Origin of the sequence: Shinella sp. WSD5-1, from assembly GCF_963942435.1 — a bacterium.
Lineage (GTDB): Bacteria > Pseudomonadota > Alphaproteobacteria > Rhizobiales > Rhizobiaceae > Shinella > Shinella yambaruensis.
Map to the genome: position 1 here is coordinate 3,625,436 of NZ_OZ012596.1, position 24,397 is coordinate 3,649,832.

General features: G+C 67.3%; 22 protein-coding genes. 8 read left to right on the plus strand and 14 right to left on the minus strand.

The features are described from left to right. Positions 1-148: 148 nt before the first annotated feature. Positions 149-1,315, minus strand: coding sequence for an N-acetylneuraminate epimerase (locus tag AABQ55_RS17715; protein WP_272805945.1), 1,167 nt, complete (start codon positions 1,313-1,315; stop codon positions 149-151). Positions 1,316-1,348: 33 nt separating this feature from the next. Next, positions 1,349-2,890: a putative N-acetylmannosamine-6-phosphate 2-epimerase gene (locus tag AABQ55_RS17720; RefSeq protein ID WP_272805946.1), complete on the minus strand. Its 1,542-nt coding sequence runs from the start codon at positions 2,888-2,890 to the stop codon at positions 1,349-1,351. 233 nt (positions 2,891-3,123) lie between these two features. On the opposite strand from AABQ55_RS17720, the gene AABQ55_RS17725 reads away from it, so the two are divergent. From AABQ55_RS17725 to AABQ55_RS17755, 7 genes are all read left to right on the plus strand, one after another. After that, positions 3,124-3,855, plus strand: coding sequence for a FadR/GntR family transcriptional regulator (locus AABQ55_RS17725; protein ID WP_244766902.1), 732 nt, complete (start codon positions 3,124-3,126; stop codon positions 3,853-3,855). Beyond that, positions 3,852-5,438, plus strand: coding sequence for an ABC transporter substrate-binding protein (locus AABQ55_RS17730; protein ID WP_272805947.1), 1,587 nt, complete (start codon positions 3,852-3,854; stop codon positions 5,436-5,438). The genes AABQ55_RS17725 and AABQ55_RS17730 overlap by 4 nt, the downstream gene beginning before the upstream one ends. Positions 5,439-5,685: 247 nt before the next feature. Next, the gene (locus tag AABQ55_RS17735) at positions 5,686-6,645 is read left to right on the plus strand and encodes an ABC transporter permease (RefSeq protein WP_272805948.1); all 960 of its coding nucleotides are present in this window, start codon (positions 5,686-5,688) and stop codon (positions 6,643-6,645) included. Between the two features lie 7 nt (positions 6,646-6,652). Further along, complete coding sequence (locus AABQ55_RS17740; RefSeq protein ID WP_272807492.1) at positions 6,653-7,522, plus strand: ABC transporter permease; 870 nt, start codon at positions 6,653-6,655, stop codon at positions 7,520-7,522. A 20-nt stretch (positions 7,523-7,542) separates the two neighbouring features. After that, positions 7,543-8,460, plus strand: coding sequence for a dihydrodipicolinate synthase family protein (locus AABQ55_RS17745; protein ID WP_272805949.1), 918 nt, complete (start codon positions 7,543-7,545; stop codon positions 8,458-8,460). Between the two features lie 8 nt (positions 8,461-8,468). Then, entirely contained in the window at positions 8,469-9,485 is a 1,017-nt protein-coding gene (locus tag AABQ55_RS17750) for an ABC transporter ATP-binding protein (protein WP_272805950.1), read from the plus strand. Further along, entirely contained in the window at positions 9,482-10,450 is a 969-nt protein-coding gene (locus AABQ55_RS17755) for an ABC transporter ATP-binding protein (protein WP_272805951.1), read from the plus strand. Before AABQ55_RS17750 ends, AABQ55_RS17755 begins: the two co-directional genes overlap by 4 nt. A 104-nt stretch (positions 10,451-10,554) precedes the next feature. On the opposite strand, the gene AABQ55_RS17760 is transcribed toward AABQ55_RS17755, so the two are convergent. The 12 genes from AABQ55_RS17760 to AABQ55_RS17815 all read right to left on the minus strand — a co-directional run bounded on the left by AABQ55_RS17760 (position 10,555) and on the right by AABQ55_RS17815 (position 23,321). After that, positions 10,555-11,784, minus strand: coding sequence for a CaiB/BaiF CoA transferase family protein (locus tag AABQ55_RS17760; RefSeq protein WP_272805952.1), 1,230 nt, complete (start codon positions 11,782-11,784; stop codon positions 10,555-10,557). A gap of 4 nt (positions 11,785-11,788) precedes the next feature. Next, positions 11,789-12,934 (minus strand): extracellular solute-binding protein, encoded by a 1,146-nt coding sequence (locus tag AABQ55_RS17765; protein ID WP_272805953.1) that lies wholly within the window; start codon positions 12,932-12,934, stop codon positions 11,789-11,791. After that, positions 12,931-13,791 (minus strand): SMP-30/gluconolactonase/LRE family protein, encoded by an 861-nt coding sequence (locus tag AABQ55_RS17770; RefSeq protein WP_272805954.1) that lies wholly within the window; start codon positions 13,789-13,791, stop codon positions 12,931-12,933. Before AABQ55_RS17770 ends, AABQ55_RS17765 begins: the two co-directional genes overlap by 4 nt. Further along, a complete protein-coding gene (locus tag AABQ55_RS17775) occupies positions 13,791-14,843 on the minus strand; it encodes an ABC transporter ATP-binding protein (protein WP_272805955.1) in 1,053 nt (350 codons plus the stop codon). The genes AABQ55_RS17770 and AABQ55_RS17775 overlap by 1 nt, the downstream gene beginning before the upstream one ends. A 1-nt stretch (position 14,844) precedes the next feature. Next, positions 14,845-15,927, minus strand: coding sequence for a hypothetical protein (locus AABQ55_RS17780; protein WP_272805956.1), 1,083 nt, complete (start codon positions 15,925-15,927; stop codon positions 14,845-14,847). Further along, complete coding sequence (locus tag AABQ55_RS17785) at positions 15,927-16,685, minus strand: SDR family NAD(P)-dependent oxidoreductase (RefSeq protein ID WP_272805957.1); 759 nt, start codon at positions 16,683-16,685, stop codon at positions 15,927-15,929. The genes AABQ55_RS17780 and AABQ55_RS17785 overlap by 1 nt, the downstream gene beginning before the upstream one ends. Before the next feature lie 2 nt (positions 16,686-16,687). Continuing rightward, the gene (locus AABQ55_RS17790) at positions 16,688-17,467 is read right to left on the minus strand and encodes an enoyl-CoA hydratase/isomerase family protein (RefSeq protein WP_272805958.1); all 780 of its coding nucleotides are present in this window, start codon (positions 17,465-17,467) and stop codon (positions 16,688-16,690) included. Between the two features lie 3 nt (positions 17,468-17,470). Beyond that, positions 17,471-18,298: a carbohydrate ABC transporter permease gene (locus AABQ55_RS17795; RefSeq protein ID WP_244766914.1), complete on the minus strand. Its 828-nt coding sequence runs from the start codon at positions 18,296-18,298 to the stop codon at positions 17,471-17,473. Continuing rightward, on the minus strand, positions 18,295-19,179 hold the full coding sequence (locus AABQ55_RS17800) for a carbohydrate ABC transporter permease (RefSeq protein ID WP_244766915.1): 885 nt from the start codon (positions 19,177-19,179) through the stop codon (positions 18,295-18,297). The genes AABQ55_RS17795 and AABQ55_RS17800 overlap by 4 nt, the downstream gene beginning before the upstream one ends. A 55-nt stretch (positions 19,180-19,234) precedes the next feature. After that, a complete protein-coding gene (locus tag AABQ55_RS17805) occupies positions 19,235-20,452 on the minus strand; it encodes an ABC transporter substrate-binding protein (RefSeq protein WP_272805959.1) in 1,218 nt (405 codons plus the stop codon). Positions 20,453-20,479: 27 nt separating this feature from the next. Continuing rightward, positions 20,480-22,240, minus strand: coding sequence for a substrate-binding domain-containing protein (locus tag AABQ55_RS17810; protein ID WP_272805960.1), 1,761 nt, complete (start codon positions 22,238-22,240; stop codon positions 20,480-20,482). A 403-nt stretch (positions 22,241-22,643) separates the two neighbouring features. After that, positions 22,644-23,321: a TetR/AcrR family transcriptional regulator gene (locus tag AABQ55_RS17815; protein WP_272805961.1), complete on the minus strand. Its 678-nt coding sequence runs from the start codon at positions 23,319-23,321 to the stop codon at positions 22,644-22,646. Between the two features lie 224 nt (positions 23,322-23,545). Here AABQ55_RS17815 and AABQ55_RS17820 point away from each other — a divergent pair, with 224 nt between their 5' ends. After that, positions 23,546-24,397 carry a uracil-DNA glycosylase gene (locus tag AABQ55_RS17820; RefSeq protein WP_272805962.1) on the plus strand — a complete coding sequence of 284 codons (852 nt, stop codon included), beginning with the start codon at positions 23,546-23,548 and terminating at the stop codon, positions 24,395-24,397.

Here is a 24,397-nt window from a genome sequence, read left to right on the forward strand (position 1 = left end):
GGGATGCACACCTTACCAGAACACACCATCGGGAAAAATCCGCCATGCACGCCGCATCGCGAGGGGGCATTCGGCGGCGGCGGCACTGCAACAGCCCGCGGTCGAGGGCAAGACCGTTCTGCGATCCGTCCGCTTCTCCGAAGAGCCGTCAGTTTTCGATCGACGTGTTCCGCCCGTCCCACCTGAGCAGGAAGACGTCCGCCCGCGGCATGCCATCGCCGTCCTCGCCGCCGGCGATCAGGAGGCCGCCGGGCACGGCGAAGGAGGCGCCATAGGCAAGACCGCGCGGCAGCCGTCCGGCAAGCTTCCAGCTCGTCCCGCCAAGCACATAGACCTCGTCGCGCCAGCCCTTCTTCAGGCCGTCATGCGCGAACCAGCGGCCGGCCTGCGCATTCGCCCTGGCGCCCGGGAAATTCGCGCCGCCGGCAAGAAGGACATCGCCGCCGACGATGCCCGCATAGGCACCGGCCACCCCTTCCTGCCGCTGCCCGGGCAGGGCCGGCGGGAGATCGGCAAGCTTCGTCCAGACGGCGGACGCTCCCTTGATCTCGACGCGCTTCACCTCCGGCGTGCGCAGGCCGGGCTTGATTTCCCCGCTCATCACCAGGAACCGGCCGTCGCCCTCCGCCACCAAAGCGGGGTCGCAGTTCGGCAGGTACGGATTGTCGCCGAGCGAACCCCAGCGGTTGGCGGCAGGGTCGTAGACCAGCAGCTTGTCGTTCCACCGGTACGCCTTCGGCTCCATGCCCATATAGGACGCGACGAGTGCCCGGAAGCCTTCCGGATCCGCCTCCTTGTCGATGGCGCCGGTCTCGGCGAGGTAGGTGTCGAAGAGCGCCTTGTTGTAGCCGCCGACAAGGGCGATGCGGCCGTCGCCGAGCGAAACGGCCTTTGCGCCGGAAAGCCCGGCCGGCGTCTTCGTGCCGCGCTTCGACCAGCGGTCCGATTGCGTGTCATAGGCATAGACCGTGTCGAAGATGATCGGGGACCGGTCGTCCTCGGCCGCCTTCCCATTGCCGCTGAACAGGTAGATCGTCGTCGCGGAAACGGCGACGGCCGCGCCGTTCGTCGCGGGGCCGATAAAGGATGCGCGTTTCTGCCAGCCCGCGGCCGGGGCGGACAGGTCGAGGGCGTAGAGGTCGGTTCCGGCCGAGCCGAGGCCGACAAAGGCCATGTCGCCGACGCGGGCGGCAATGCCGTTCTTCACCGGGGCGGGCAGGTCCGGCCAGGTTTCAGCGGCCATGGCCGCCCCCGTCGACAGGGCCAGAACGGCCAAGCCCGCCCGGAGCGATCGTGTCGGCATGGAAACAGACATGCATTTCTCCTCTCCTTCAAAGACCGTTGCCGCTCACGGCGCCGACGCCGCGATATCGGCGGCGCCGATGATGCCGGCATCCGCACCCAGTTCCGCCAGGGCGAGTTCGGGCACCAAGACCTCGGGATGGGCGCGCAGGGCTTCGCGCAGCCCGTCGAGGAAACCATCGGCAAGCCCGACGCCGCCGCCGATGACGATCCGCTCGGGATCGACGATGGCCTGGAGGCCCGCAATGGCAGCGGCGAGCCGCTTCGTCGCGGTATGGAGAATGTCCTCAGCCCAGGCCTCGGCCGCGCCGGCGGCCGCCAGAACCGTTCGCGCATCGCCGTTGCGGCCGGCCGCGCGCGCCGCCCGGGCCATGCCGAAGCCCGATGCCAGGGTTTCCAGGCGAACGCTTTCGCCCGGAAGGACAACCGGAAGCTGGCCCAGGCTGCCGGCGAGCCCGCGCGCGCCGCGGCGCAGCCGGCCGTCAAGGACGAGCCCGCCGCCGATGCCGCTCGACACGGTCAGGAAAGCCATGTCGCGCCCCTGCCCCGCGCCGAAGCGATATTCGCCCCAGGCCGCGGCCTGGGCGTCGTTGAGGATCTCGACGGGCATGCCGAGGATTGCGGCAAGTTTGCCGGCAAGCGGAAACTCCCGCGGGATATCCAGCGTCTCCCGGTTGAGCGCCGACCAGGCGCCGCCGGCGACAAGGCCGGTGACGGCGGCGGCGGCACGGGCGTATCGGCCGCCCCAGCCTGCCACGAGCCCGGCCATGGCGTCGCTCCAGGCGTCTCCTCCGACGACGGCAGGCGTCGGTATCACGCGGCGGTCGAGGATCGTCCTGCCTTCGACGAGGGCGGCAAGCGTCTTGGTGCCGCCGATGTCGAAGGCAAGCACGGGCGCGGGCGGGCGCGCTGCCGTCTCGACCGCCTGCCGGAACCATGCCGTCACATGTTCCGGCCGCGTGATCGCCGATCCGACCACCACGGCATCGGCACCGGCGCGGATGGCCGCGCCCGCCGCTTCCGGGGTGTTGTAGCGCCCTTCGGCGAAGACCGGCGCGCCGAGCCGGGCGCAGCGGGCCACGAGGCCGAGGTCGGGTTCCTTCGGCACGGGGCCGGGGCCGGCATAGCCCGACATGGTGGTGCCGACGATATCGGCACCGGCCGCAAGGGCCGCGCGCGCCTCGTCCTCCGTGGCGATATCGGCCATGGCGAGACGGCCGTGCCGCTTGATCTCGGCGATCAGCGCCGGCACGGAGACCGGGCGAGGACGGTCCGTCGCATCGACCGCGATGATGGCGGCACCCGCCTCGGCAAGCGCCGCGACATCCGACAGGAGCGGCGTGATGCGCACGGGGCTGCCGTCGAGATCGCGCTTGACGAGACCGATGACCGGCAGCCGGCTCGCCCCGGCGACGCCAGCGACATTGGCACAGCCCTCGATGCGCAATCCGGCCGCGCCGGCGCTTTCGGCGGCCCGCGCATAGGCCACCACCGATGCCACGGTGTCGAACGGGCCGGCGGGAACCGGCTGGCAGGAGACGATCAGCCTCCCCTTCAACCGCGCGAGAATGGACTTGAGGTCGTGCATCGAGGGTCTTCCCTGTCCCGTGCGGCCCCCGCTGGGCCGTGTCGTTGAAGGCGCGTCGGCGGGGCCATGCGGCGTGGCCGGTGCGGTTTGCGCTTCGCCGGGAGACCGATTTGAAGTATCCGTGAAGTGAACCGCTTATTGGCAATTTCAATATCCAATTGACAGATATCCTACAAGTGGATAAATGTAGGGCCACTGTCTTTTCGGAGTCAAAAAGGCAACCGGAGACGAAGATGAACGTGAAGTCGATCAAGCCCCTGAAGCGCGCGCCCCTCCTGCATGTCTCGGTGCAGGAAAGCCTGCGCAGCTATATCGAGGACAACCACCTCGATGCGGGCGCGCCCCTGCCGCCCGAAGGCGAGCTTGCCACCCAGCTCGGGGTGAGCCGCAATTCGGTGCGCGAGGGCATCAAGGCCCTGGAATCCGTCGGCGTGCTGGAATCGCGCCGCGGCATCGGCGTCTTCGTCAAGGCGTTCTCCTTCGAGCCGCTGCTGGAAAACCTCGCCTATGGCCTCGGCGGCGCGCTGAAGCAGATCGAGGAGGTCATCACCATCCGCCGCACGCTCGAGGTCGGCCTGATCGGGCGGACGCTGGAGGTCATCGGCGCCGACGATATCCGCGAGCTGCGCGAGACCGTCGAGCGGATGCGGGTCCGGGCGGAGCGCGGCGAGAGCTTTCCCGAGGAGGACCGGCATTTCCACCAATTGCTCTTCCGTTGCCAGCAGAACGAGGTCCTGCTGCGGCTGATCGAGGTGTTCTGGCTGGCCTTCTACAAGGCATCCGACTTCGTCAATCTCAACAATACGGACCCCATGCAGACCTGGCGCGACCACGCCGCCATCGTCGACGCCGTGGAGGCGCGCGACCATGCCGGCGCCCGGGACCGGCTCGACAAGCACTATGCCGGCATCACCCGCGTGATCGCCGACAACAAGACCACCGTTTCATCAGGGAGGATGACATGAATCTGAAGACCACATTGTCTGCGCTTGCCGTTTCGGCGGCGCTGCTCGGCGCCTTGCCCTTGGCGCCGGGCCAGGCACGCGCCGAAGGCGGCACGATCTCCGGCGGCTTCGACGTCGGCCCGGGCGGCTTCCAGGGCAATTTCAATCCGCTGGCGGCGACGAGCGGCTTCACCTGGCTCGTCACCTATTTCGAGCCGCTGGTCATCTACGACGACAAGCTGACGAAGGTCATCGGCGCGCTGGCCGACAGCTACGAGGTCAGCGCCGACCAGAAGACCTACACCTTCAAGCTTGCCGAGGCCAAATGGCATGACGGCCAGCCGTTCACCGCGAAGGACGTCCGCTTCACGCTCGATCTCGCCCGCAACGACAAGGCCGGCTCGGTCTTCGCCGCGCGCCTCGGCGTCGTCCAGTCCGTCGAGGCGCCGGACGACCGCACGGTCGTGATCACCCTGTCGGCGCCGTCGCCGAGCATGCTCGACACCCTGACCAAGGTGATGATGCTGCCGGAACACGCCCTTGCCTCGATCCCTCCCGAGCAGATCGCAAAACATGCCTGGTGGTCCACAACGCCGATCGGCACCGGCCCGTTCAAGTTCACCAAATATGTCGCCGACCAGTATGTCGAACTCGCCGCCAATCAGGACTACCACGGCGGCAAGCCGGCGGCCGACAAGCTGATCAACCGCTACTTCGCCGACCCCGCCGCCGCCATCGCGGCCCTCCGGTCGGGCGAGATCCAGTTCACCTATGTCGATTCCAACGATGTGTCGACCTTCAGCGGCGACAGCGCCTTCCGGGTGATCGAGGGCGATTCCTACGTCGTCAACTATGTCGGCTTCAACCAGGAGGTGCCGCTCTGGCAGGACCTGCGCATCCGGCAGGCCTTCATGTACGCGATCAACCGCGACGCCATCATCCAGAGCCTTTATGGCGGGGCGGCCAAGCCTGCCAACTGCGTCTATGTCGCCGACCAGCTCGTGCCGCAGGGCATCGAGAGCTATGGCTACGACCCGGAAAAGGCCAAGCAGCTTCTCGCCGAGGCGGGCTGGGACAAGATCAACGGCGACAAGCCGGTCACGATCCTGACCTATTACACCTCGCCGCTGGCGACCAACGTGCTCGCCGCCATGCAGGCCATGCTCGCGCAGGTCGGCATCAACATCGTGCCGCGCGCCGTCGACACGCCGACCTACAACTCGATCGTCTACCAGCAGTCGGGCAATTCCGGCGACTACCCGCTGATCTATGCCGGCCTGCAGAACGGCCCGGATGCCTCGAACATCAATATCGGCCTCAACGAGAAGCAGATCCCGCCGGCCGGCGCCAACATCATGCGCATCCGCATGGCGGCGGTGACGGAGGCGCTGGACGCCGCCCTGGCCGAGACGGATGACGCTAAGCGCGACGCCCGCTACCAGGACGTCTGCAAGGCGACCAATGCCGAGCTGCCCTGGGCGACGATGTGGGTCGCCAACCGCTATGGCGTCGTGTCCTCGAAGCTCAAGGACTTCGTATGGACCCCGGCGCCGGCCGGCGGCCCGTACCAGGCCCATGCGGAAAAGTGGTCGATCGCCGAATAGGCGCAGACAAGAGGGCGCGGGCTGCCCCGCACCCTCGGTTTGATGACAAACATCGCTCCAATCACTCCGTCATCCTCGGGCTCGGCCCGAGGATCCGATTGCCTCCAGGGGTTACGGATGGTCGGGTCAAGCCCGACCATGACGGAGGAGAGGTTTGCGGACTTTGTCGACAGTCTGAGGCACGGCTTGCCCCGCGCCCTTCCACAAGCCACCCTCGGCCAGCCACGCGATCAGGTGTTGAACCCGCATGTTACGCTACTGTCTCCATCGCCTGCTCGTCGGGCTCGCCATGCTGCTTGCGCTGACGGTGCTGATCTTCACGCTGCTGCAGCTGACGCCGGGTGATCCGATCGATGCCTATATCGATCCCAACGTCGCCATGACGAAGGAGGCGATGGACGCGCTGCGCGCGCGGCTCGGCCTCGACCAGCCGCTGCCCGTGCAGTATCTCGCCTGGCTGTCGCAGGCCGCGCAGGGCAATCTCGGCCATTCGCTGCAGCGCTTCAACGAGACGGTATCCGGCCTCATCCTCTCGCGCATCGGCCCCACCCTCCTCTTGATGGGCGCCGGCCTCTCCATCGCCGTCGTCATCGGCATTGCCAGCGGCATCCTCAGCGCGGTGCGCCGCAACACCGTGCCCGATTACTCGCTTTCGGTGCTGGCGCTGCTCGGCATTTCCAGCCCGGCCTTCCTCACCGCCCTGCTCGGCCTCTACGTCTTTTCCGTCCGGCTGAAATGGACGCCGTCGGGCGGCATGCTCACCCCGGCGACCGATTTTTCGGTGGGCGATCTCCTGCACCACCTCATCCTGCCGGCGACCGTGCTGTCCATCGGCCATGCGGCGCTGATCATGCGCTACATGCGCGCCTCGATGCTCGAAGTGCTGAACCAGGACTATGTCCGCACGGCGCGCGCCAAGGGCGTCCGGGAGTTCTGGGTCGTCACCAAGCATGCCCTGCGCAACGCGCTCCTGCCCGTCGTCACGCTGATCGGCTCGACCATAGGCCTTGCCGTCGGCGGCGCCATCTTCGTCGAAAGCGTCTTCAACTGGCCGGGCATGGGCCTGCTTCTGATCAGCGCGGTGGAGACGCGCGACTATCCGGTCATCATGGGGGCCACGCTCGTCATCGGCGCTTGCGTCATCGTCGTCAACATCCTGACCGACCTCGCCTATGCGGTCATCGATCCGCGCCTCAAGGTAGCCTGAGATGACAATGCCCGCCTCCCCTTCCTCCTCCGGTCCGCTGGCGCGGGCAACCGGCCGCTTCCTCCTCAACCGGGCGGCCCTCGTCGGCGTGGCGCTGCTGCTTCCGCTGCTCGCCGCGGTCCTGACCTATCCCCTCTGGATGCCCTACAGGCCCAACGACATCGACCTCCTGGCGATGAATGCCGCCCCATCGGCGGCGCACTGGTTCGGCACCGACGGCGTCGGGCGCGACGTGCTTGCAAGAACGCTGGAAGGCGGGCGGATCTCGCTGCTGGTCGCCGTCTCCTCCGTCGTCCTGTCGACGGCCATCGGCTTTCTCGTCGGTGCGGTCTCGGCCTTCGGCGGGCGCTTCGCCGATGCGCTCGCCATGCGCTCGGTCGACCTCGCCATGACGCTGCCGCCGGTGATCTTCCTTCTGGTCCTCGCCTCCATCGTCGGCTCCGGCATCTGGTCGACCGTCGTCGTCATCGCGCTTTTGTCCTGGCCGGTCCTGTCGCGCATGATCCGCGCGCGCCTGCTGGAACTGCGGGAGCGGGAATTCGTCATGGCCTCGCGCGGCATGGGCGCGGGCATCGGGCACCTCCTCTTCCGCCACGGCCTGCCCAATTCGATCGACATCCTCGTCGTCTACGCCACGCTGCAGGTCGCCAACGCCATCCTGCTGGAGGCGGGCCTCTCGTTCCTCGGCCTCGGCGTGCCGCCGCCGGCGGCGAGCTGGGGCAACATGCTGAATGCCGCGCGCTCCACCGCCGTGCTCGAACAGTATCCCTGGCAATGGCTGTTTCCCGGCGGCGCGCTGGTGCTTGCCGTGCTGGCCATCAACTTCATCGGCGACGGTCTGAGGGACGCCTTCGACCCCCGCGCAGACCTCAATTGAAACCCCGGAAAGAGAAGCAAATGTCCAAGTTCTTCGGTGTCGTTCCTCCCGTCGTCACCCCCCTCAACGACGATTTCTCTGTCGATTACGCCTCCTATACGCGCGTCCTCGAACATCTGATCGACAATGGCTGCCACGGCCTTTTCCCGCTCGGCTCGACCAGCGAGGTGGTGTTCTACGACGAGGCCGAGCGCCGCAGGATCCTCGAGCACACGGTGAAGGTCGCCAACGGCCGCGTGCCCGTGATCGCCGGCGCCATCGATCCGGCGACCGACCGCGTCATCCGCCATGCCCGCACCGCCAGGGAGGTGGGGGCCGATGCCGTGGTCGTCACCGCGCCCTTCTACACCATCACCAGCCAGGCCGAGACGCTGGATCACTTCCGCATGATCCGCGACGCCGTCGATATCCCGCTGATCGCCTATGACATCCCGGTCTGCGTCCACACCAAGCTCTCCCGCCAGACCGTCGTGACGCTGGCGCAGGAAGGCACGATCATCGGCCTGAAGGATTCCTCCGGCGACGACGGCAATTTCCGCTATGCCCTCAGCGATCTCGCGGGCAACAAGGACGTCTTCCTGATGACCGGGTCCGAGATCGTCGTCGACAGCGTGCTCGCCATGGGCGCGCACGGGGTCGTGCCGGGCCTCGCCAATGTCGATCCGGCAGGCTATGTCCGCCTCTGGGACGCCGCAAAGCGCGGCGACTGGGCCGCCGCCCGCACGGAACAGGAGCGGCTCTGCCGCCTGTTCGAGATCGTCTGGGTCGCCGCCGGCCGCGTCAGCGGGGGTGCGACCGGCGTCGGCGGCTTCAAGACCGCGATGCGCAGCCTCGGCATCATTTCCACCAATGTCATGGCGCGTCCGCGCGCCCCGCTCAACGAGGCCGAAACGCGCAGGATCGACGAGATCCTGCGCTCCGTCGGCCTCCTCGCCTGAGGTCGCCGATGACGTCCGAACCCATTCTTGAGATCAGCAACCTCAGGACCGTCTTCCGCTTGCGCGGCCGGGAGATCGCCGCCGTCAACGGCATCGATCTTGCCATCTGCCCCGGCGAGACGGTGGCGCTGGTCGGGGAATCGGGTTCGGGCAAATCGGTGACGAGCCTCTCCGTCATGCGGCTGCTTGCCCGCAGGATCGGCGTGATCGACGACGGTTCGATCCGCTTCCGCGGCAAGGACGGCAGGACGAAGGACCTCGTCACGCTCGGCGAGGAGGAGATGCGGCAGATCCGCGGCAACGACATCGGCATGGTCTTCCAGGAGCCGATGACGAGCCTCAACCCCGTCTACACCGTCGGCGACCAGATCTCCGAATCGCTGCGCGTCCACCGGCGCCTCGGCCGGCGGGAGGGCATCGAGGCGGCCGTCGGCCTGCTCGACAAGGTCGGCATTCCCGATGCGCGCCGCCGGGTGGGCCAATATCCGCACGAACTGTCCGGCGGCATGCGCCAGCGCGCCACCATCGCCATGGCGCTCGCCTGCGATCCGACGCTGCTGATCGCCGACGAGCCGACCACGGCGCTCGACGTGACCATCCAGGCGCAGATCCTCGATCTCATGCAGTCGCTGCAGCGCGAACGCGGCATGGGCATGCTGTTCGTCACGCACAATCTCGGCGTGGTCGCCGAGATCGCCCACCGGGTCGCGGTGATGTATGCCGGCCGCATCGTGGAGACTGGCCCCGTCTCCGAGGTGTTCAGGACCCCGCGCCATCCCTATACGATGGGGCTCTTGAAATCGATGCCGCGCCTCGGCACGGCGAGCGAGATGAAACGGAGCGGCGCAAAGCTGCCCGCCATTCCCGGCATGGTGCCGAGCCTTGCCGACCTTCCGGCCGGCTGTGCCTTCGCGCCGCGATGTCCCTTCGCGACCGAGGCCTGCCGCCAGGCCATGCCCGCGCTTTTGCCTGTCAACGACCGTCACGACAGCCGCTGTATCCGCTGGCAGGAGATTTCCGCATGACCGAAGCGCCCCTCCTCTCCGTCCGCGGCCTTGCCAAGCACTACCAGACGCGCGGCGCCACCCTGAAGATCCTTCAGGACATCTCCTTCGACATCGCAAAGGGCGAAGTGGTGGGGCTGGTGGGCGAATCCGGCAGCGGCAAGACCACCATCGGCCGCTCGGTCCTGAGATTGATCGAGCCTTCGGCCGGCGCGGTCGTCTTCGACGGCGACGACCTGACGACGCTTTCGGGCGGCGAGTTGCGCCGCCGGCGCCCGCGCATGCAATATATCTTCCAGGATCCCTACGCCTCCCTGTCGCCGCGCATGACCATTGGCGAGATCCTGACGGAAGGCCTGAAGATCCAGGGCATCGGTTCGCGGGCGGAGCGGCTGGAGCGGGCCGGGAAGGCGCTCGAACAGGTGGAGCTGCCGCCGGACGCCATCAACCGCTACGCCCACGAATTCTCCGGCGGCCAGCGCCAGCGCATCGGGATCGCGCGGGCGCTGACGCTCGCGCCGGACTTCATCGTCGCCGACGAGCCGGTATCGGCGCTCGACGTGTCGATCCAGGCGCAGGTGGTAAACCTCATGCGCGACCTGCAGCAGCGCCTCGGCCTGACCATGCTGTTCATCTCGCACGACCTTGCCGTCGTCGAATATATCTGCGACCGCGTCATCGTGCTCTATCTCGGCCGCATCATGGAGATCGCCACCAGCGAGGACCTCTATGCCCGCCCGCAGCATCCCTACACGCAGGCGCTGATGTCCGCGATCCCCTCGCCGGATCCGGATCTGGCACGCAAGCGCGAAATCCTGAAAGGCGACATTCCCAGCCCCGCCAATCCGCCGAGCGGCTGCGTCTTCCGCACCCGCTGTCCCAAGGCGCTCGACGCCTGCGCCGCGGCGGTGCCGCAATTGCGGGAAGTCGCGCCGGGCCACCTCAAGGCCTGCATCCGCGACGACATCGGGTATCCGGAGCCATAGAGAAAGCGGCACCGGATCCGACCAGGCGGGCCGATCCGGTCACGGGAGCTCGGGGCGCATCCCCAGGACGCTCGGCAGCGCGCGTGGGCCGACGCTTGCCGTCCCTATCCGGAAACAGGGTCGGAATACGCGATCCCGGAGGCGAGCCAGGCATCGACCTGTTCATCCGCATAGCCGAATTCGCGCAGGATCTCGCGCGTGTGCTGGCCGACCAGGGGCGCGGGCCGGCGGATCGTCGCAGGCGTTTCCGAATGGCGCACTGCGGGCGCGACGACTTTGACCGTGCCGGCGCGTGGATGCTCGTAGCTCGTCACCAGTCCCATGTGGCGCACCTGCGGATCTTCCGCGGCCTGGAGATGGGACTTCACCTCGCCGCACCAGATGTCGGCGGCCAGTAACGCCTCCAGCAGCGCCGCCGTCGTCCATTTCCCGGTCTCCGCCGCCAGCCGGCGCCAGATCTCGTCGCGTTGCGCAAAGAGCTTTTCGGGATCGTCGTAGACGAGAAGGTCGTCGTTGCCGAGCACGCCGACGAGCGTGCGGTAGGGGCTCATGGCGATCGTCACCCAGCCGTCACGGGTCGGATAGGTGCCGAACGGCGCATCCATGCCCGGATGGCCGATGCCCGAACGCGGCCGCTGGAAATCCTCGTTGAAGTTCAGCGCCGTCACCATTTCCTGGTTCTGGTGCGCGAGCATGCCGGCAAGCAGGTTCACCTTGACCTCCTGCCCCTGCCCGGACTTCTCGCGCCAGTAAAGCGCCGAGAGGATGCCGTAGACCATGTTCATCGCGCCGATCTGGTCGGAAAAGCCGGCGCCGACGGGCGTCGGCGGCGCGTCGGCCTGCCCGGTCGCCGCCATGATGCCGGTCAGCCCCTGCACGAGCATGTCCTGGCCCGGCCGGTCGACATAGGGGCCTTCCTCGCCGTAACCGGAACCGGAGCAATAGATGATCCGCGGATTGACCGCCCGGAAGTCCTCGTATCCGTAGCCCATCGCCTTCATGACGCCCGGTCGGAAGTTCTGGACCACGATGTCGGCGCTCTTCGCCATCTCCATGAGGACCCCGTGCACGTCCGGGGATTTGAGGTTCAGGGCGATCGAACGCTTGTTGCGGTTCCAGGCAAGAAAGTTCGGGCTCTCGCTGCCGCCCACCCATTTGTTGCGGAAGGTCAGCGAGCGGAAGAGATCGCCCTTGCCGGGACGCTCGACCTTGATGACGTCCGCCCCCATGTCGGCCAGAAGCTGCGTGGCGAAGGGGCCTTGCAGGAGGTGCGAGAAATCGAGGATGCGGATGCCTGCTAGGGCGGCGGGGGTGGACGTCTGGGTCTCGGTCATGATGTCAGCCTTTTCGGTCGTCGAGATGGCCCCTCGCACCATGGCGCGCGCGGAGCCAAAGGGTGCGCAGGACGGCAAGGGTGGTTTCCGGTTCCTCCCGCCGCTCCAGCGCCAGGCGAATGCGTTCCGCCGCGGCCGTCTGGAAGGCGATGTATCCGTCGAAGCGGGGGCGCAGCAGTGCCCTTTCCGCTGTTGCGAGCGTGTTGCGATAGAAATCGCCCCAGGCGCCGTTCGTCCCCGCATCCTGCCAGGCGGCCCGCGCCGAGGGCTGGCCGCCGAAGGCAGGAAAGACCTCGACCTGCGTCGGCGCGGCAAGCAGCGAGGCGATATGCGCCAGCAGCGCCGGCGTCGGCTTGCAGCGGCGGGAAAACGCGATGCCCGTGCCGCCGATGACGCCGCCCGCACCGCCCGCCCGGCGCAGCGTGTCGGAAAAACGGATCACGTTGGGCGCATGGCCCGGCGCGGCATAGGTGACGTAGCCGAAGACCAGCGGCACGAGCGCGATGTCCCGGCCGCGCGCCATGGCTTCCAGAAGGCCGATCGGATTGAGCCTTTCGCTTGCCGGGGGCCGGCGGGCATAGAGGCGGTGCATGACCTCCAGCGCGGCCGCGCCTTCCGCATCGGGCAGGAAGTCCCCGCCCCCCACGCGCCCGCCCGCGCCCGCCACCATCGACATCAGGGTCAGCACCGCATGGGGCCCGGCGAGCGACTGCGCCACCGGCAGGCGCGCCGCCAGTGCCGAAACCTCGTCCCAGTCACGGGGCGGTTCGGCAAGGAGGTCCGCGCGGCGGGCCATGACCTGGGTGGCGACGTCCAGCGGCAGCGCCCAGGTCCTGCCGTCCCAGCGGTAGCTCTCGGCGGAAGGGCCTATGCTGTCCCGCCGCCAGCTCGCAAGCTGTTCGGCGGAATAGAGCTCTTCGAGCGGGATGAAACAGTCCTCCGCGACCGCCTCCCCGATATGCGGGTGGTCCATGACCAGGAGGTCGTTGCGTTCGGCGAGCGCGCGGATGGGCGCGCTTTCGAAGCCTTCGAGCGGCTGCCTGTTCCAGTGGATCAGCGGCTGCGCAAGGCCCGCATTCACCCGGCGCGCGGTTTCGGCCAGGGCGTCGTAGCCGCGGGGATGGTCCCATGTGAGGCCGATAAAGGTCATGCCGTGGCCCTCCACAGCGGCGGCGCCCCGATATCGCAGTCGATCGCCGCGATATGCCAGCGGCCGAGATTGGCCGCGAAAAGCCGCGTGCCGTCGAAGGCAATGTTGGTGGGATGGCAGAGCACATGGGCCGTCGGATCCTCCGCCAGCGTGGCGACGGCGCCGTGCGCATCGACGCGCAGGATACGGGAAGGCTCGTAGAGCGCGACCAGCAGATTGCCGGCCCCGTCGAAGGCAAGCCCGTCCGGATAGCCCGGCAGGTCCGTGGCGAACGGAGTGATCGCGCCCGCGCCGCCATCCGCCGCGATCGCGATGCGCGACACGCGCCGGGCGAAGGTCTCGCAGACATAGAGCGCCTCCTCCCCCGGCCGTATGGCCAGCCCGTTGGCGAAGGTGAAACCGGCGTCGCACCAGAGGCTTCCGGGCCTACCCGCAAGATCGAAGGACCAGATGCCCGGCCCCGGCCGGCCGGGATCATGGCTGTCCGAGACGAGAAGGCGGCCCCGCCGCCGATCGACCACCGGATAGTTGGGAATGCGCAGACCCGGTGCGGCAAGCCGCTGGAGGGAGCCGGCGGCAAGGTCCAGCCGGAAGACGGCGGCGTGCTTGAGGTCGCAGGCATAGAGCGCCCTGTCGCCATCGAAGGCAAGGCCGAGGATGAAGCCGCCCGTCCCCGCGACCCGCTCGATGCGGCTGCCGTCCGGGGCGATGCGGCAGATCTCGCCGTCCTGATTGCCGCACCAGACCCAGCCGTCCGGGCCGATGGCAACGCCTTCGGGATGGCTGAGCCGCGGCTCGCTCCAGATCCCGTCGAAGAACACCCGCAGGCGATCCTGCGCGAGGAGAGGCGCCGGCATCATACCTCCTCCCGGCGCAGGCCGGTCGCCGCGTCGAAGAGATGCATGCGCCCGGGCTCGAAGTTCAGGGTGACCGGCGCGCCGCGCTCCAGCCCCGCCTCCGGCGCAAGCTTTGCGGCGATCAGGGCATCGCCGGCCTTCACCGTCAGGATCGTGCAGTCGCCGAGCAGTTCGGACGAGAAGACCGTGCCGGAGAAATGGCCGTCGCCCTCCGGCGCGATGCGCACATGCTCGGGCCGCACGCCCAGCAGGACATCGCCAGCCGCATGCGCCAGCGGGAAACGCCCGCCCTCGCTGGAGAACCAGCCGTCCAGAAGCCGGCCCGGCAGGAGGTTCATCGGCGGCGAGCCGATGAAACCGGCGACGAAGGTATTGGCCGGGCGCGCATAGATCTCGGCCGGCGTGCCGATCTGCTGGATCGTCGCCTTGTTGAGCACGACGATCCGGTCGGCCAGCGTCATGGCCTCGACCTGGTCGTGGGTCACGTAGATGGTTGTGACGCCGAGGTCGCGCTGAAGGTTCTTCAGCTCGCCCCGCATCACCGTGCGCAGCTTCGCGTCGAGATTGGAGAGCGGCTCGTCCATCAGGAAGACCTGCGGGCGGCGCACGATGGCGCGCGCCAGCGCCACGCGCTGGCGCTGGCCGCCGGACAGTTCGGCGGGGCGCCGGGTCAGGAGATGGCCCATGTCCACCCGCTCGGCGGCGGCGCGCACCAGCGCCTCCCGCTCGGGCCGCGCGACCTTTCGGATCTTCAGCGGATAGGCGATGTTCTCGCCGACGGTCATGTGCGGGTAGAGCGCGTAGTTCTGGAAGACCATGGCAAGGTCGCGGTCGCGTGCCGGCATGTCGTTGACCCGACGGCCGCCGATGCGGATCTCGCCCGAGGTCGGTTCCTCCAGCCCCGCGACGATGCGCATCGTCGTCGACTTGCCGCAGCCCGAGGGGCCGAGCAGGACGAGGAACTCCCCGTCCCCGATGGAAAGATCCAGCCCCGCAAGGGCGGTATAGGCGCCGAAACTCTTGGTCAGCTTGCGCAATTCGATTGCGGCCATGTCACTCGTGTCCTTTCAGGAAGTCGCGGCGCCAGGGCAGCTCGATCCGCCGCCCGGCACTGTCCGAGATCGTGAGCCGATCCCCCTCGACGGAAATGTTCGCGATATCGGCCCACCCCTCCGGACGGGGCAACGCGCCCATCACATGGCGGACGACATGGCTGCGCCCCGCGGCAAGCGGCAGGCCCGTCGCCACGCCCTCGGCGGCGACCGGATTGGCGGCCGCGGCCGCCGCTTCGCCGGCAGGCCCGGCGCAGCAGCCGTCCTCGATGCCCGTCACGCCGACGACACGGCCATTCCATGGCGCATGGTCGCGCCCGCCGTTCGAAAACCACAGCATGGTGACCGGCAGGACGCACGGGTCCTTGAGGAAGAAGACGATGTCGTCCTCATCCTCGCGGATCACCGCGGACCAGCCGAGCGCCGCATCCGGCGCCTCGACGAGGGTGACGAAGTCCTCGTTGCGCCGGCCGATCGGCCAGTGCGAGAGATCGACGGTCCTGCCCTCGGCGCCGGCCATCCGGCGAAGGTCCGTGCCGCGCGTCGGATAGGCAAGGCACGAACGGCCCGGTTCGAAAACCTCGGCAAGGGTGAGCGCGGCGCGCTTGCGCGAAGTGAAGAAGCGGCCTCGGCCCGACAGGTGCAGCACCGGATGATGGGCGACGGGCAGCACGCCCTCTCCCCCGTCGATCCCATGCTCCTGGTAGAGCAGCGGCGCGTCCTTGGCGATTTCGAGACGCTTCGTGATCCGCGCGCCGGATACGTCGCGCGCGAGAACGGAGCGGATGGCATGGGGTTCGTGCGCCTCCACACGCCACGGGCTGTTGGCGGTCCAGCCATGGGCGGGAACGTCCGGATCGGCGGCGGCCGCGAACGGGGCGCAGAAGAAGTCTCCGGCGAGCCGGCGTTCGGCGGGCGAAAGGCCGGAAAGCGCCCGCGTCGCCGGCTCCTCCCGCCAGGGCGCGGCATAGAGCGGCTCGAACGACCGGCCGGCCCAGTGGAAGGACAGCCGCGGAATGTTGCCGACCGCGGGGTCGAACTGCAGCGCACCGCATGCCGTGCCGATGGACACGAGATCCCGCATCATTCGCCCCGGATGGCGAGGCCGCCGTCGCAGCGCACGATCTCGCCGGTGATGAAGCTCGCCTTGTCCGACGCCAGGAAGGCGACGAGTTCGGCGACCTCCACCGGCTGGCCGAAGCGGCCGATCGGATGCGCCCGGTTCCAGCTGTCGATCAGGGCCTGCGCGTCCTCGGTCTCCTCGAAGATCTTCTCGTTCATCGGCGTCATGATGGTGCCGGGCGCGACCGCGTTGACACGGATGCCCGCCTTGGCGAGGTCGATCGCGCATTGGCGGGTCAGCGCGATGATCGCCCCCTTGGCGGCGGCATAGGCCGGCCAGCCCTGAAAGCCGATCAGCCCCTGGACCGAGGAGAGGTTGACCACGGCCCCGCCGCCGCGCCTGCGGAGCAGGGGCACGCAGGCCTTCATCGTGCGCCAGAAGCCGGTCAGGTTGGTGTCGATCACCGTCGTCCAGCGTTCCTCGTCGATCTCGTCGATCACGCCGTTGAGGGCGACGGCGGCATTGTTCACGATGATGTCGAGGCCGCCGAAGCGCGTTTCGGCAAGCCGCGCCATCGCCTCCATGTCCGCAAGACGGCGGACGTCGCCGCTGAGGAACGCAACGTCGTTCCCGAGCCTGTCCGCCAGCGCCGCGCCGCTCGCCTCGTCGATGTCGGAAAAGACGACCTGCCCGCCCCGCGCCGCGAAAATCTCCACGCAGGAGCGGCCGATGCCCTTGGCGCCGCCCGTCACGACAATGACCTTGCCCTTGAATTCCATGATTATTCCATCCTGAACTGGGGATCGCGCTTTTCCAGGAAGGCATCGATCCCCTCCTGGCCGTCGGCCGTCGAATAGAGGCGGAACAGCACTTCCTGCTCGAGGCTCTTGGCCGCCTCGATGCCGGCATCCTGCCCTTCGCGCAGCAGCCGCTTCATCTCGGCCGCCGCCAGCGGGGCGACCTTGAGGCAGGCGCGCGCGCGCCGCAGGATGGCCTCGTCCATGCCCGCAGCGGGAACCACGTCGGCGGCGATGCCGAGCTCCAAGGCGCGCTGCGCCGAAAGCCGCCAGCCTGCGAGAAGAAGGTCGGAGGCCGCATATTTGCCGATCGCCCGGAGCAGCCGCTGCGTGCCCCCGCCGCCCGGGCAGAGGCCGAGCCGGCCTTCCGGCAGGCCGAGCTGCGCCGTCTCGGAGAGGATGAGGATGTCGCAGCAGAGTGCGATCTCGAACCCGCCGCCGAGCGCAAAGCCGTCGACCGCGCAGATGACCGGCTTGCCGATGCGTTCGAGCCGGTCGAAGACGCGGCGGGAGTTGAACTGGTAGGCGGTGAATTCCGCCCGCTTGTTGCCCTGGTATTCGGCAATGTCGGCGCCCGCGACGAAGGCCTTGCCGCCCGCCCCGCGCAGCACGATGACGCGCACGCCGGGATCGGCGGCGGCGGCATCCAGTGCGGTCTCGAATTCCCGCATCAGCGGCGTCGAGAGCGCGTTCAGCTTTTCCGGCCGGTTGAAGAGAAGCTGGCGGATGCCGGGAGAAAGATCCGTCGGTTCGATCAGCGCCATGGCCTAACCTTTCACGGCACCGGCGGTGATGCCGGCGACGAAGTAGCGTTGCAGGAAGAAGAAGACGGCCATGACGGGCAACGAGACCATGACCGAGGAGGCCATGAGCTCGCCGTAGCGGATACCGTACTGGCCGATGAAGTCGTTGAGGCCGACCGGCAGGGTGCGCATCTCCTTCGTCGAGGTGAAGGAAAGCGCGAAGAGGAACTCCTGCCAGGTCACGATCAGCACATACACCGAGGTCGCGATGAGGCCCGGCCGGGAGAGCGGCACGACGATGTCCCAGAACACCCGCATCGGCGTCGCGCCGTCCACGGCCGCCGATTCCTCCAGCGCCGCCGGAAGCTTCAGCAGGAACCCCCGCAGCATCCAGATCGCCACCGGCAGCGTCACCGACACATAGGCAAGGATCAGCGACCAGTAGGTGTTGAGCAGATTGGCGCCGCGCATCATCTTGTAGATCGGGATGATGATCGCCGAGTGGGGAAACATCTGGGCCAGGACCACCAGCCCGATCAGCGCCGAGATGGCGGCAAGCTGCCCGCGGGTGAAGCTGTAGGCGGCGAAAAGGCCGAGGCTGACCGTGATGGCGACCGTCGAAAGCGACACGACGAGCGAGTTGAGGAAGTAGGTCCGGAATTCGGGCCGGAACGCCGTGATGTAGTTGCCGATCGTCGGGTCGTCGGGCCAGAGCCGCGCCGGGATCGCGAAGGGTTCCGTCGGCGGCTTGAGGCTGACGGAGATCATCCAGAAGAACGGCAGGAGGACGACGGTCGCCAGCAGGAGCTGGAGCAGCATCAGTCCGAGGCGCGTCGCGCGGGTCTGGTTCATGCTGCGGCCCTCCGCCGGCTGGCCCCGCCCTGGACGATGGCGTAGAGCGCCACGAGCACGGACAGCACGAGGATCGAGAACACGCCGTAGGTCGCCGCCTCGCCGAAGCGGAACTGGCCGAAGCCCGTTTCGAAGATCTTGGTCGGGAAGATGTGGGTCGCCGATTGCGGACCGCCCTTGGTCAGCACCCAGATGATGTCGAAATAGTTGAAGGTGAGGATCAGCGTCAGCACGATGTTGACCACGATGACGTCCCGGATCGCCGGCAGCGTGACGTCGAGCAGGCGGCGGACCGGTCCCGCCCCGTCGAGCATCGCCGCCTCGATCTGGCTCCTGTCGACGTTCTGGAGCGCCGCCAGATAGATCAGCATGGAGAAGGGAAACCCCTTCCAGACGGCCGCGACGATCACGGAGGCCATGGCCATGCGGCTGTCGGCGAGCCAGGCGACGCTGTTCTCGATAAGCCCTGCCGAAAGAAGCAGCGAGTTCACGAGGCCGAGCTGCGGATCGTACATGAAGCGCCACAGGATCGCGGCAACGACGCCCGGCAGGATGAAGGGCAGGAGCACGATGGCGCGCAAGGCGCCCTGCATCGGCAGGTTCTGGTTCAGCAGCAGCGCGGCGAGGAAGCCGAAGACGTTCTGGAGCAGCACCACGCCGAGCGTCCAGACGATCGAATTGACGAGCACTTCCGCAAAGGTGCCGTCCGCGAGCACGCGCCGGTAGAGCGCGAGGCCCGCGAACTTCGGATCCGGGTTCAGAAAGCTCGTCTCGTGAAAGCTCTCATAGACCGTACCGACCATCGGATAGTACAGCATGACCGCCATCAAAAGCAGGGCGGGTGCAAGAAGCAGCCAGTAAAGCCGGCGGTCTTGGCGCATCGGAAAAGCCTTGTCCTGTGCCGCACCCCGTTTCCGGGATGCGGCGGAAGATGGATTAGTCGAGGGCGTTGATGGCGTCGCAGGCCTTCGCCGCCGCATCGGCCGGCTTGCCGCCCGCATAGATGTCCTGGAACATGGCGACCTGCGCATCCGCAAGTTCGAGATAGCGCGGCGAGAGCGGCCGGGCCTTGGCATTGTCGAGATGCGTCATGATCGTCTGCGGCTCCTGGCGGTTCTTCGCCAGGAAGGCTTCGGCAGCCTTCTTGTTGGCCGGGATGAGGTCGACGACGTCGCCGTTGACATCCTCGCGCACCATGAACTGGATGAATTTCCAGGCCGCGTCCTTGTGCGCGGAGGTTTCGAAGACGGCGAGGTTCCAGCCGCCGAAGGTGCCGACCGGGGTCTTGCCCTCGGGCGCCGTGCCGTTCACGAAGCCCCAGCTGAGGCTGCTCTTCTGCAGGGTCGGCTGCTCCAGCGCGGGCCAGAACTCGATGGCCAGCGAGCCGTTCAGGAACAATTCGCGCATGTCGCCCGACGAAGCGTTCAGGATGCCGCCGGGCGCGAACTTCGAAAGCTCCTGGAGATAGGCGAGCGCCTCGACGGCGGGCGCCTCGGTCAGGGCGCAGCTTCCGTCGTCGTTGAGGATCCGGCCGCCATTCGAGAAGATGAAGGAATCGCCGACGACGACCGTGTCCTCGCCCTTGTGGCCGAACAGGCCGACACCGAACTTGCCATCGGCCGTAAGCTTCTCGGCCGCCGCCTTCAGGCCCTCGAAGGTGCCGAGGCTGGCCGGATCGACCTTGGCCGCATCGAGCAGTGCCTTGTTGTAGTAGCTGAACTGCCAGACATCGACATTGAACGGAATGCCGTAGAGCTTGCCGTCCAGCACGGCCGAATCCCAGGCGCCGCCGAAGAAGCCGTCACGGGAAAGACCGGCCGCGGCGGCCTCTTCCGTCAGATCGGAGACCGCACCCGCCTTGGCGAAGGCGCCGACCCAGATCTGGTCGAGCGTCGCGATGTCGGGCGCATTGCCGCCCTGCACCGCCGTCAGCAGCCGCTGCTGGTATTCCGGATAGGGAACGGTCGTGACCTCGATCCTGATATCGGGGTTTTCCGTCATGAACCGCTCGACCGCCGCCTTCTGCACATCGGAGAGGCCGCTTTCGGTCTGCTGGTTGTCCCAGAACTGAAGCGTCACCTGCTGGGCAAGCACCGGGCTTGCCGAAAGCAGGGCCGTTCCAAGAAATACGGTCGTCATCAGTGATCGCGTCATGGTTTCCTCCCTCGCGATTGGATTGTCTCAGGACTGAATTCTGTAGTTCCCGTCCGCCTCTGCCGTCGGCTCGGGATGGATTTCGCCCGCGATCAGCACGTCGATGCCGACCGAACGGAAGCGCTGGCGATCCTCGGGCAAGGCGCCGTCGTCGGTGAGCACGGAGCGGATCTGCGAGATGCCGGCGATGCGATGGTTGGCGTCCGAGCCGAGCGCGACGCTGTCGGCGAGCACGATGCCAACCTCCGCCGCATTGATGAACCGCAGCGCCGCCAGCGCCCGGCGCTCGTCGAGCGAGGAAAGGCCGAAGCCGGGCGTCACGCCGTCGACCGCAATGAAGGCAAGATGCGGGCGCACCCGCTCGAAGATCGCCCCGAGGCTGGGGCCGACGAGGCAGCGGTCCGCCTTCTGGTATTCCCCGGCGGTCAGGATCACCTTGACCGCGGAAACGTCCTCCAGCGCATGCAGCACGTCGAACGCGTTCGTCACGACCGTAACGCCCTGGAGCTGCTCCGGCTTGCGCACCGCCAGGCTGCGCAGTTCCTCTGCAAGGAACGTGTTCGCCTGCCCCTCGTTCAGGGCGACGACCATTCCCGGGCGAACGAGCTGGGCCGCGCTTTGCGCGATTTCGCGGCGCAGCCGGGCGATCTCCGCGGAAATGCCGTGATGCGGCGGCGACACGACGAGCGTGGCGCCATAGAGCGCGCAGCGCACCAGCATGGCCGCCGCCATGCTGCGATACCAGTCGTGCGCCGGATAATGCGGCAGGAAGCCGATCCGGCGCGTGCGGAGAAGCTTCGCCTGGAAGCTGAGGCGAATGTCGCCCAGCCGTTCCAGGACGTCCTCCCTCAGGCGCCAGCCCTGGGCGCCCGTCTCGAAATAGTCGGGCAGGGTTTGCGGCGTGACGATGGCATGCGGCGTGACGGTATCCGGCGGGCTCTGTCCGAGAATGCCGAGAACGGCCATGTCGATGGCAAGGCGACCGACGACCTCCGGGAACAGGGCCCCGACGGCCCGAAGCGGACCGCGTTCAAGAAGCCGCGCCATGAACGCGGCGCTTTCGCCCCCCATCGAATAGACGGCGACCTTCCTGTCCAGGCGCTCCGCCGCCTCGATCCCCGCTATGGCGGCATGATCGTTCACCGCGAAGACCAGGTTGATCGTCTCGTCCGCCGCGAAGGCATCGTGGGCGACGCGCAGGCCGATCCGGTAGCTGCCCTGCCCGTTGACCCGATGAACGGCCACCGGCTTGACGCCCGCCTCGGCCAGGCCAGCCTCAAAACCCGCCACGCGCTCGCGCGTGTTGGGCAGTTCGGCGACGCCGATCACGAGCATCGAGAGCGGCCTGTCGCCGACTTCGCGGGCCGCCAGCCGGCCGAGCTCCACCCCTGCGGCAAAATTGTCCGGGCCGAGATAGGCCCCGCCCGGCTGGGATGCGCTTTCCGCGATGAAGGGGATGCCACGGCGCACGATTTCCCGCCTGAGCACCTCGCTTCCCCGGCCGGTGATCGGCGGCAGGATGACGGCATTGAGCGAATCGAGATCGGAAGCGAGCGGGTTCGTCTCCGCGCCCGGCAGCGCCCCCTTGGCGCGCACGAGCGCATCGTCCGGCATCACCGCCCCGCCGTGGCGTCGCCGGAGCGCACCGAGCTCGTCCAGATGGACAAGGTCGCGCCGGATCGTCACGGCAGCGACGCCGGGCATGAAGCGTTGCAATTCCTCCATGCTCACCACGCCCTGTTGGCGCAGCAGGGAAAGAATCCGCGCATGTCGCTGCTCTTTGATCATTTGATCTCCTCTCCGATTACAATCACGAAGGCATCGCTGGATATCAACGACAAGACGGGCGGGGCCGGCTACGGATGGAGATCATTCAGTAGATAGTGATCAAAAACGATCACGCAGGTTTTCCCGCGCGACGGCTCCCTCCAGGCGGGTGCGCAGCAGGGCGCGGTTGCCGATGTCCGCCAACGCGTCGTGCCTCGCCATAGGGCGAGCCGCTCTTCATTCCCCTTGCGTGCCTGAATATTCTCGGCGGCACCGCAGGCGCGCATGGAAATCCACATGAAGCCGGCGACGACTTCGGGAGCCGCGCTGGGCAGGAGGGTGATGGACGAGAGCGTCTTGTGGAAATTGATCGGCCGCCGGAACGCGATCGCCGAGATGAGGAGGGCGATTTACTTCTTGCCCGTCACTCCGGACGGACAAGGAGCCCGTTCAGGACAGTGTTCGTGATCGTTTTCGCTGCCAGATCGTAATCGGCGGTTCGAAGCTGCCGGACGTCCAGCGCGTCGCAAGCGAGCGCCTCGAACTCGACGTAGAACTGGGTAGCCGACCACAGCAGGATGAAAAGGTGCCGTGCATCCACCCTGACGATCTTTCCCGCCTCCGCCCAGCCATCGAGTACACCGGCCTTTTCAGCGGTGACCTTGCGCATATGCTCGCGCGCTTCAAGCGAAAGGTGCTCCGCCCCCTGCAGGATTTCGTTGGCGAACAAGCGCGTTTCGGCCGCGTTCCCGCGGGCATGCTCCAGCTTGGCCCGAACATAGGCCTCGATTGCCTCCGCGGGCTCGCGGTCTGCGGATATATGACGGAACGCTTCGTCCCAACTATGGATCAGGCGGTCGATCGTGGCGTTGTAGATCTCCTCCTTCGACGAGAAGTAGTAGTAGACATTGCCCTTCGGCAGCCCCGATGCCTTTGCGATCTCGACGATCCGGGCACCATCCAGTCCCTTCCTCGAAAAGACCTCGACGGCTGCGGTCAGGATCTTGAGCACGTTCCGTGCCCTGATCCGCTCATCCGAAACAGCGTGCGAAGGAACCCCTCGACCAGAGGCCACATTGTTGGTTTTCGGTTCCTCTGTCATCGTCTATCCCGTTAATTTATTTAGATTTTATTTGTAACCGCCGCTCGTTCCAACGGTCAATTCTTCCTGGTGGAGCTTGCCGGGCGGGCGTTCTGGCTCTCCCGGATTCGAAGCACCAATAAAAAGGAAGTTGACAAGATGGTCAACTTTCTTCATGAAAAGCTGACAAAACGGTCAGGTTCTGGAGGAGCCGCCGCAATTCGACTGCCTTGAGGAGGGTGCGCATGGCCATGTCGCTACGGGCCGCCATGACCAAATTCATGGCCGACTGGTCGACCGACCTGGACGAGACCTGGCGCGCGCTCATCGGGCATGCAGGCCCTGATTTCTATGCGGTGGCGCCCGAGCTCGAGCTTGAGGTCTGGGAGCCGATCTTTCCCGTCCGCCGCGGAAAGCACTTTCCGGGAATGCCCGCCGGCGCCCACTGCCTGCGGGCCTTCGACGGGATCGCTCCTGAGGACGTTCGCTGCGTCATCCTCGGCCAGGACCCCTATCCCGAACCCGGCTTTGCAACCGGCCGGGCCTTCGAGGCGGGAAACCTCGCCGAGTGGCGCGAGATGGACAAGATGTTCTCGAAGAGCATCCGTGTCTGGACCCAGCTGATCGTGGCAGCCCGGACCGGGGACCTCTCCTACGCCCGCAGTTTCGCCGATTGGCCGGGGACGCTTGCCGCCATCGAGAACGGCACCGTCGCGCTGGAAGCCCCGTCCCGCATAGCGGATCGCTGGGTCGGCGAAGGCGTTCTGCTCCTCAACGCCTCGCTCACACTCACCCGCTTCAAGGTCGAGATCGATGCGCACCAGTCCAGAGGCCATTTGCGACTCTGGCGCCCGATCATCCTGGAGACCCTGCGCAGGCTCGTGGCGCGGGGAAAACCGCTCGTGTTCATGGGCTTCGGTGACGCGGCGGCGGAGGCGTTCGCCGAGGCCGGCATCGACGAACGGATCGGCAGCCCCTTCCGCTGCATCCTGCGCGACCACCCTGCCCGCGCCGACGCCGTCCTTTCAAGGCCCAACCCTTTCATTCTCTGCAACGACTACCTGGAGGAGATGGGCGCTCGTCCCATCGCGTGGTGA

Bases quoted from the DNA above. Each gene is read 5' to 3' on its own strand.
- AABQ55_RS17715 (WP_272805945.1), bottom strand. From the start codon at position 1,315: ATGTCTGTTTCCATGCCGACACGATCGCTCCGGGCGGGCTTGGCCGTT.
- AABQ55_RS17720 (WP_272805946.1), bottom strand. From the start codon at position 2,890: ATGCACGACCTCAAGTCCATTCTCGCGCGGTTGAAGGGGAGGCTGATC.
- AABQ55_RS17725 (WP_244766902.1), top strand. From the start codon at position 3,124: ATGAACGTGAAGTCGATCAAGCCCCTGAAGCGCGCGCCCCTCCTGCAT.
- AABQ55_RS17730 (WP_272805947.1), top strand. From the start codon at position 3,852: ATGAATCTGAAGACCACATTGTCTGCGCTTGCCGTTTCGGCGGCGCTG.
- AABQ55_RS17735 (WP_272805948.1), top strand. From the start codon at position 5,686: ATGTTACGCTACTGTCTCCATCGCCTGCTCGTCGGGCTCGCCATGCTG.
- AABQ55_RS17740 (WP_272807492.1), top strand. From the start codon at position 6,653: ATGCCCGCCTCCCCTTCCTCCTCCGGTCCGCTGGCGCGGGCAACCGGC.
- AABQ55_RS17745 (WP_272805949.1), top strand. From the start codon at position 7,543: ATGTCCAAGTTCTTCGGTGTCGTTCCTCCCGTCGTCACCCCCCTCAAC.
- AABQ55_RS17750 (WP_272805950.1), top strand. From the start codon at position 8,469: ATGACGTCCGAACCCATTCTTGAGATCAGCAACCTCAGGACCGTCTTC.
- AABQ55_RS17755 (WP_272805951.1), top strand. From the start codon at position 9,482: ATGACCGAAGCGCCCCTCCTCTCCGTCCGCGGCCTTGCCAAGCACTAC.
- AABQ55_RS17760 (WP_272805952.1), bottom strand. From the start codon at position 11,784: ATGACCGAGACCCAGACGTCCACCCCCGCCGCCCTAGCAGGCATCCGC.
- AABQ55_RS17765 (WP_272805953.1), bottom strand. From the start codon at position 12,934: ATGACCTTTATCGGCCTCACATGGGACCATCCCCGCGGCTACGACGCC.
- AABQ55_RS17770 (WP_272805954.1), bottom strand. From the start codon at position 13,791: ATGCCGGCGCCTCTCCTCGCGCAGGATCGCCTGCGGGTGTTCTTCGAC.
- AABQ55_RS17775 (WP_272805955.1), bottom strand. From the start codon at position 14,843: ATGGCCGCAATCGAATTGCGCAAGCTGACCAAGAGTTTCGGCGCCTAT.
- AABQ55_RS17780 (WP_272805956.1), bottom strand. From the start codon at position 15,927: ATGCGGGATCTCGTGTCCATCGGCACGGCATGCGGTGCGCTGCAGTTC.
- AABQ55_RS17785 (WP_272805957.1), bottom strand. From the start codon at position 16,685: ATGGAATTCAAGGGCAAGGTCATTGTCGTGACGGGCGGCGCCAAGGGC.
- AABQ55_RS17790 (WP_272805958.1), bottom strand. From the start codon at position 17,467: ATGGCGCTGATCGAACCGACGGATCTTTCTCCCGGCATCCGCCAGCTT.
- AABQ55_RS17795 (WP_244766914.1), bottom strand. From the start codon at position 18,298: ATGAACCAGACCCGCGCGACGCGCCTCGGACTGATGCTGCTCCAGCTC.
- AABQ55_RS17800 (WP_244766915.1), bottom strand. From the start codon at position 19,179: ATGCGCCAAGACCGCCGGCTTTACTGGCTGCTTCTTGCACCCGCCCTG.
- AABQ55_RS17805 (WP_272805959.1), bottom strand. From the start codon at position 20,452: ATGACGCGATCACTGATGACGACCGTATTTCTTGGAACGGCCCTGCTT.
- AABQ55_RS17810 (WP_272805960.1), bottom strand. From the start codon at position 22,240: ATGATCAAAGAGCAGCGACATGCGCGGATTCTTTCCCTGCTGCGCCAA.
- AABQ55_RS17815 (WP_272805961.1), bottom strand. From the start codon at position 23,321: ATGACAGAGGAACCGAAAACCAACAATGTGGCCTCTGGTCGAGGGGTT.
- AABQ55_RS17820 (WP_272805962.1), top strand. From the start codon at position 23,546: ATGGCCATGTCGCTACGGGCCGCCATGACCAAATTCATGGCCGACTGG.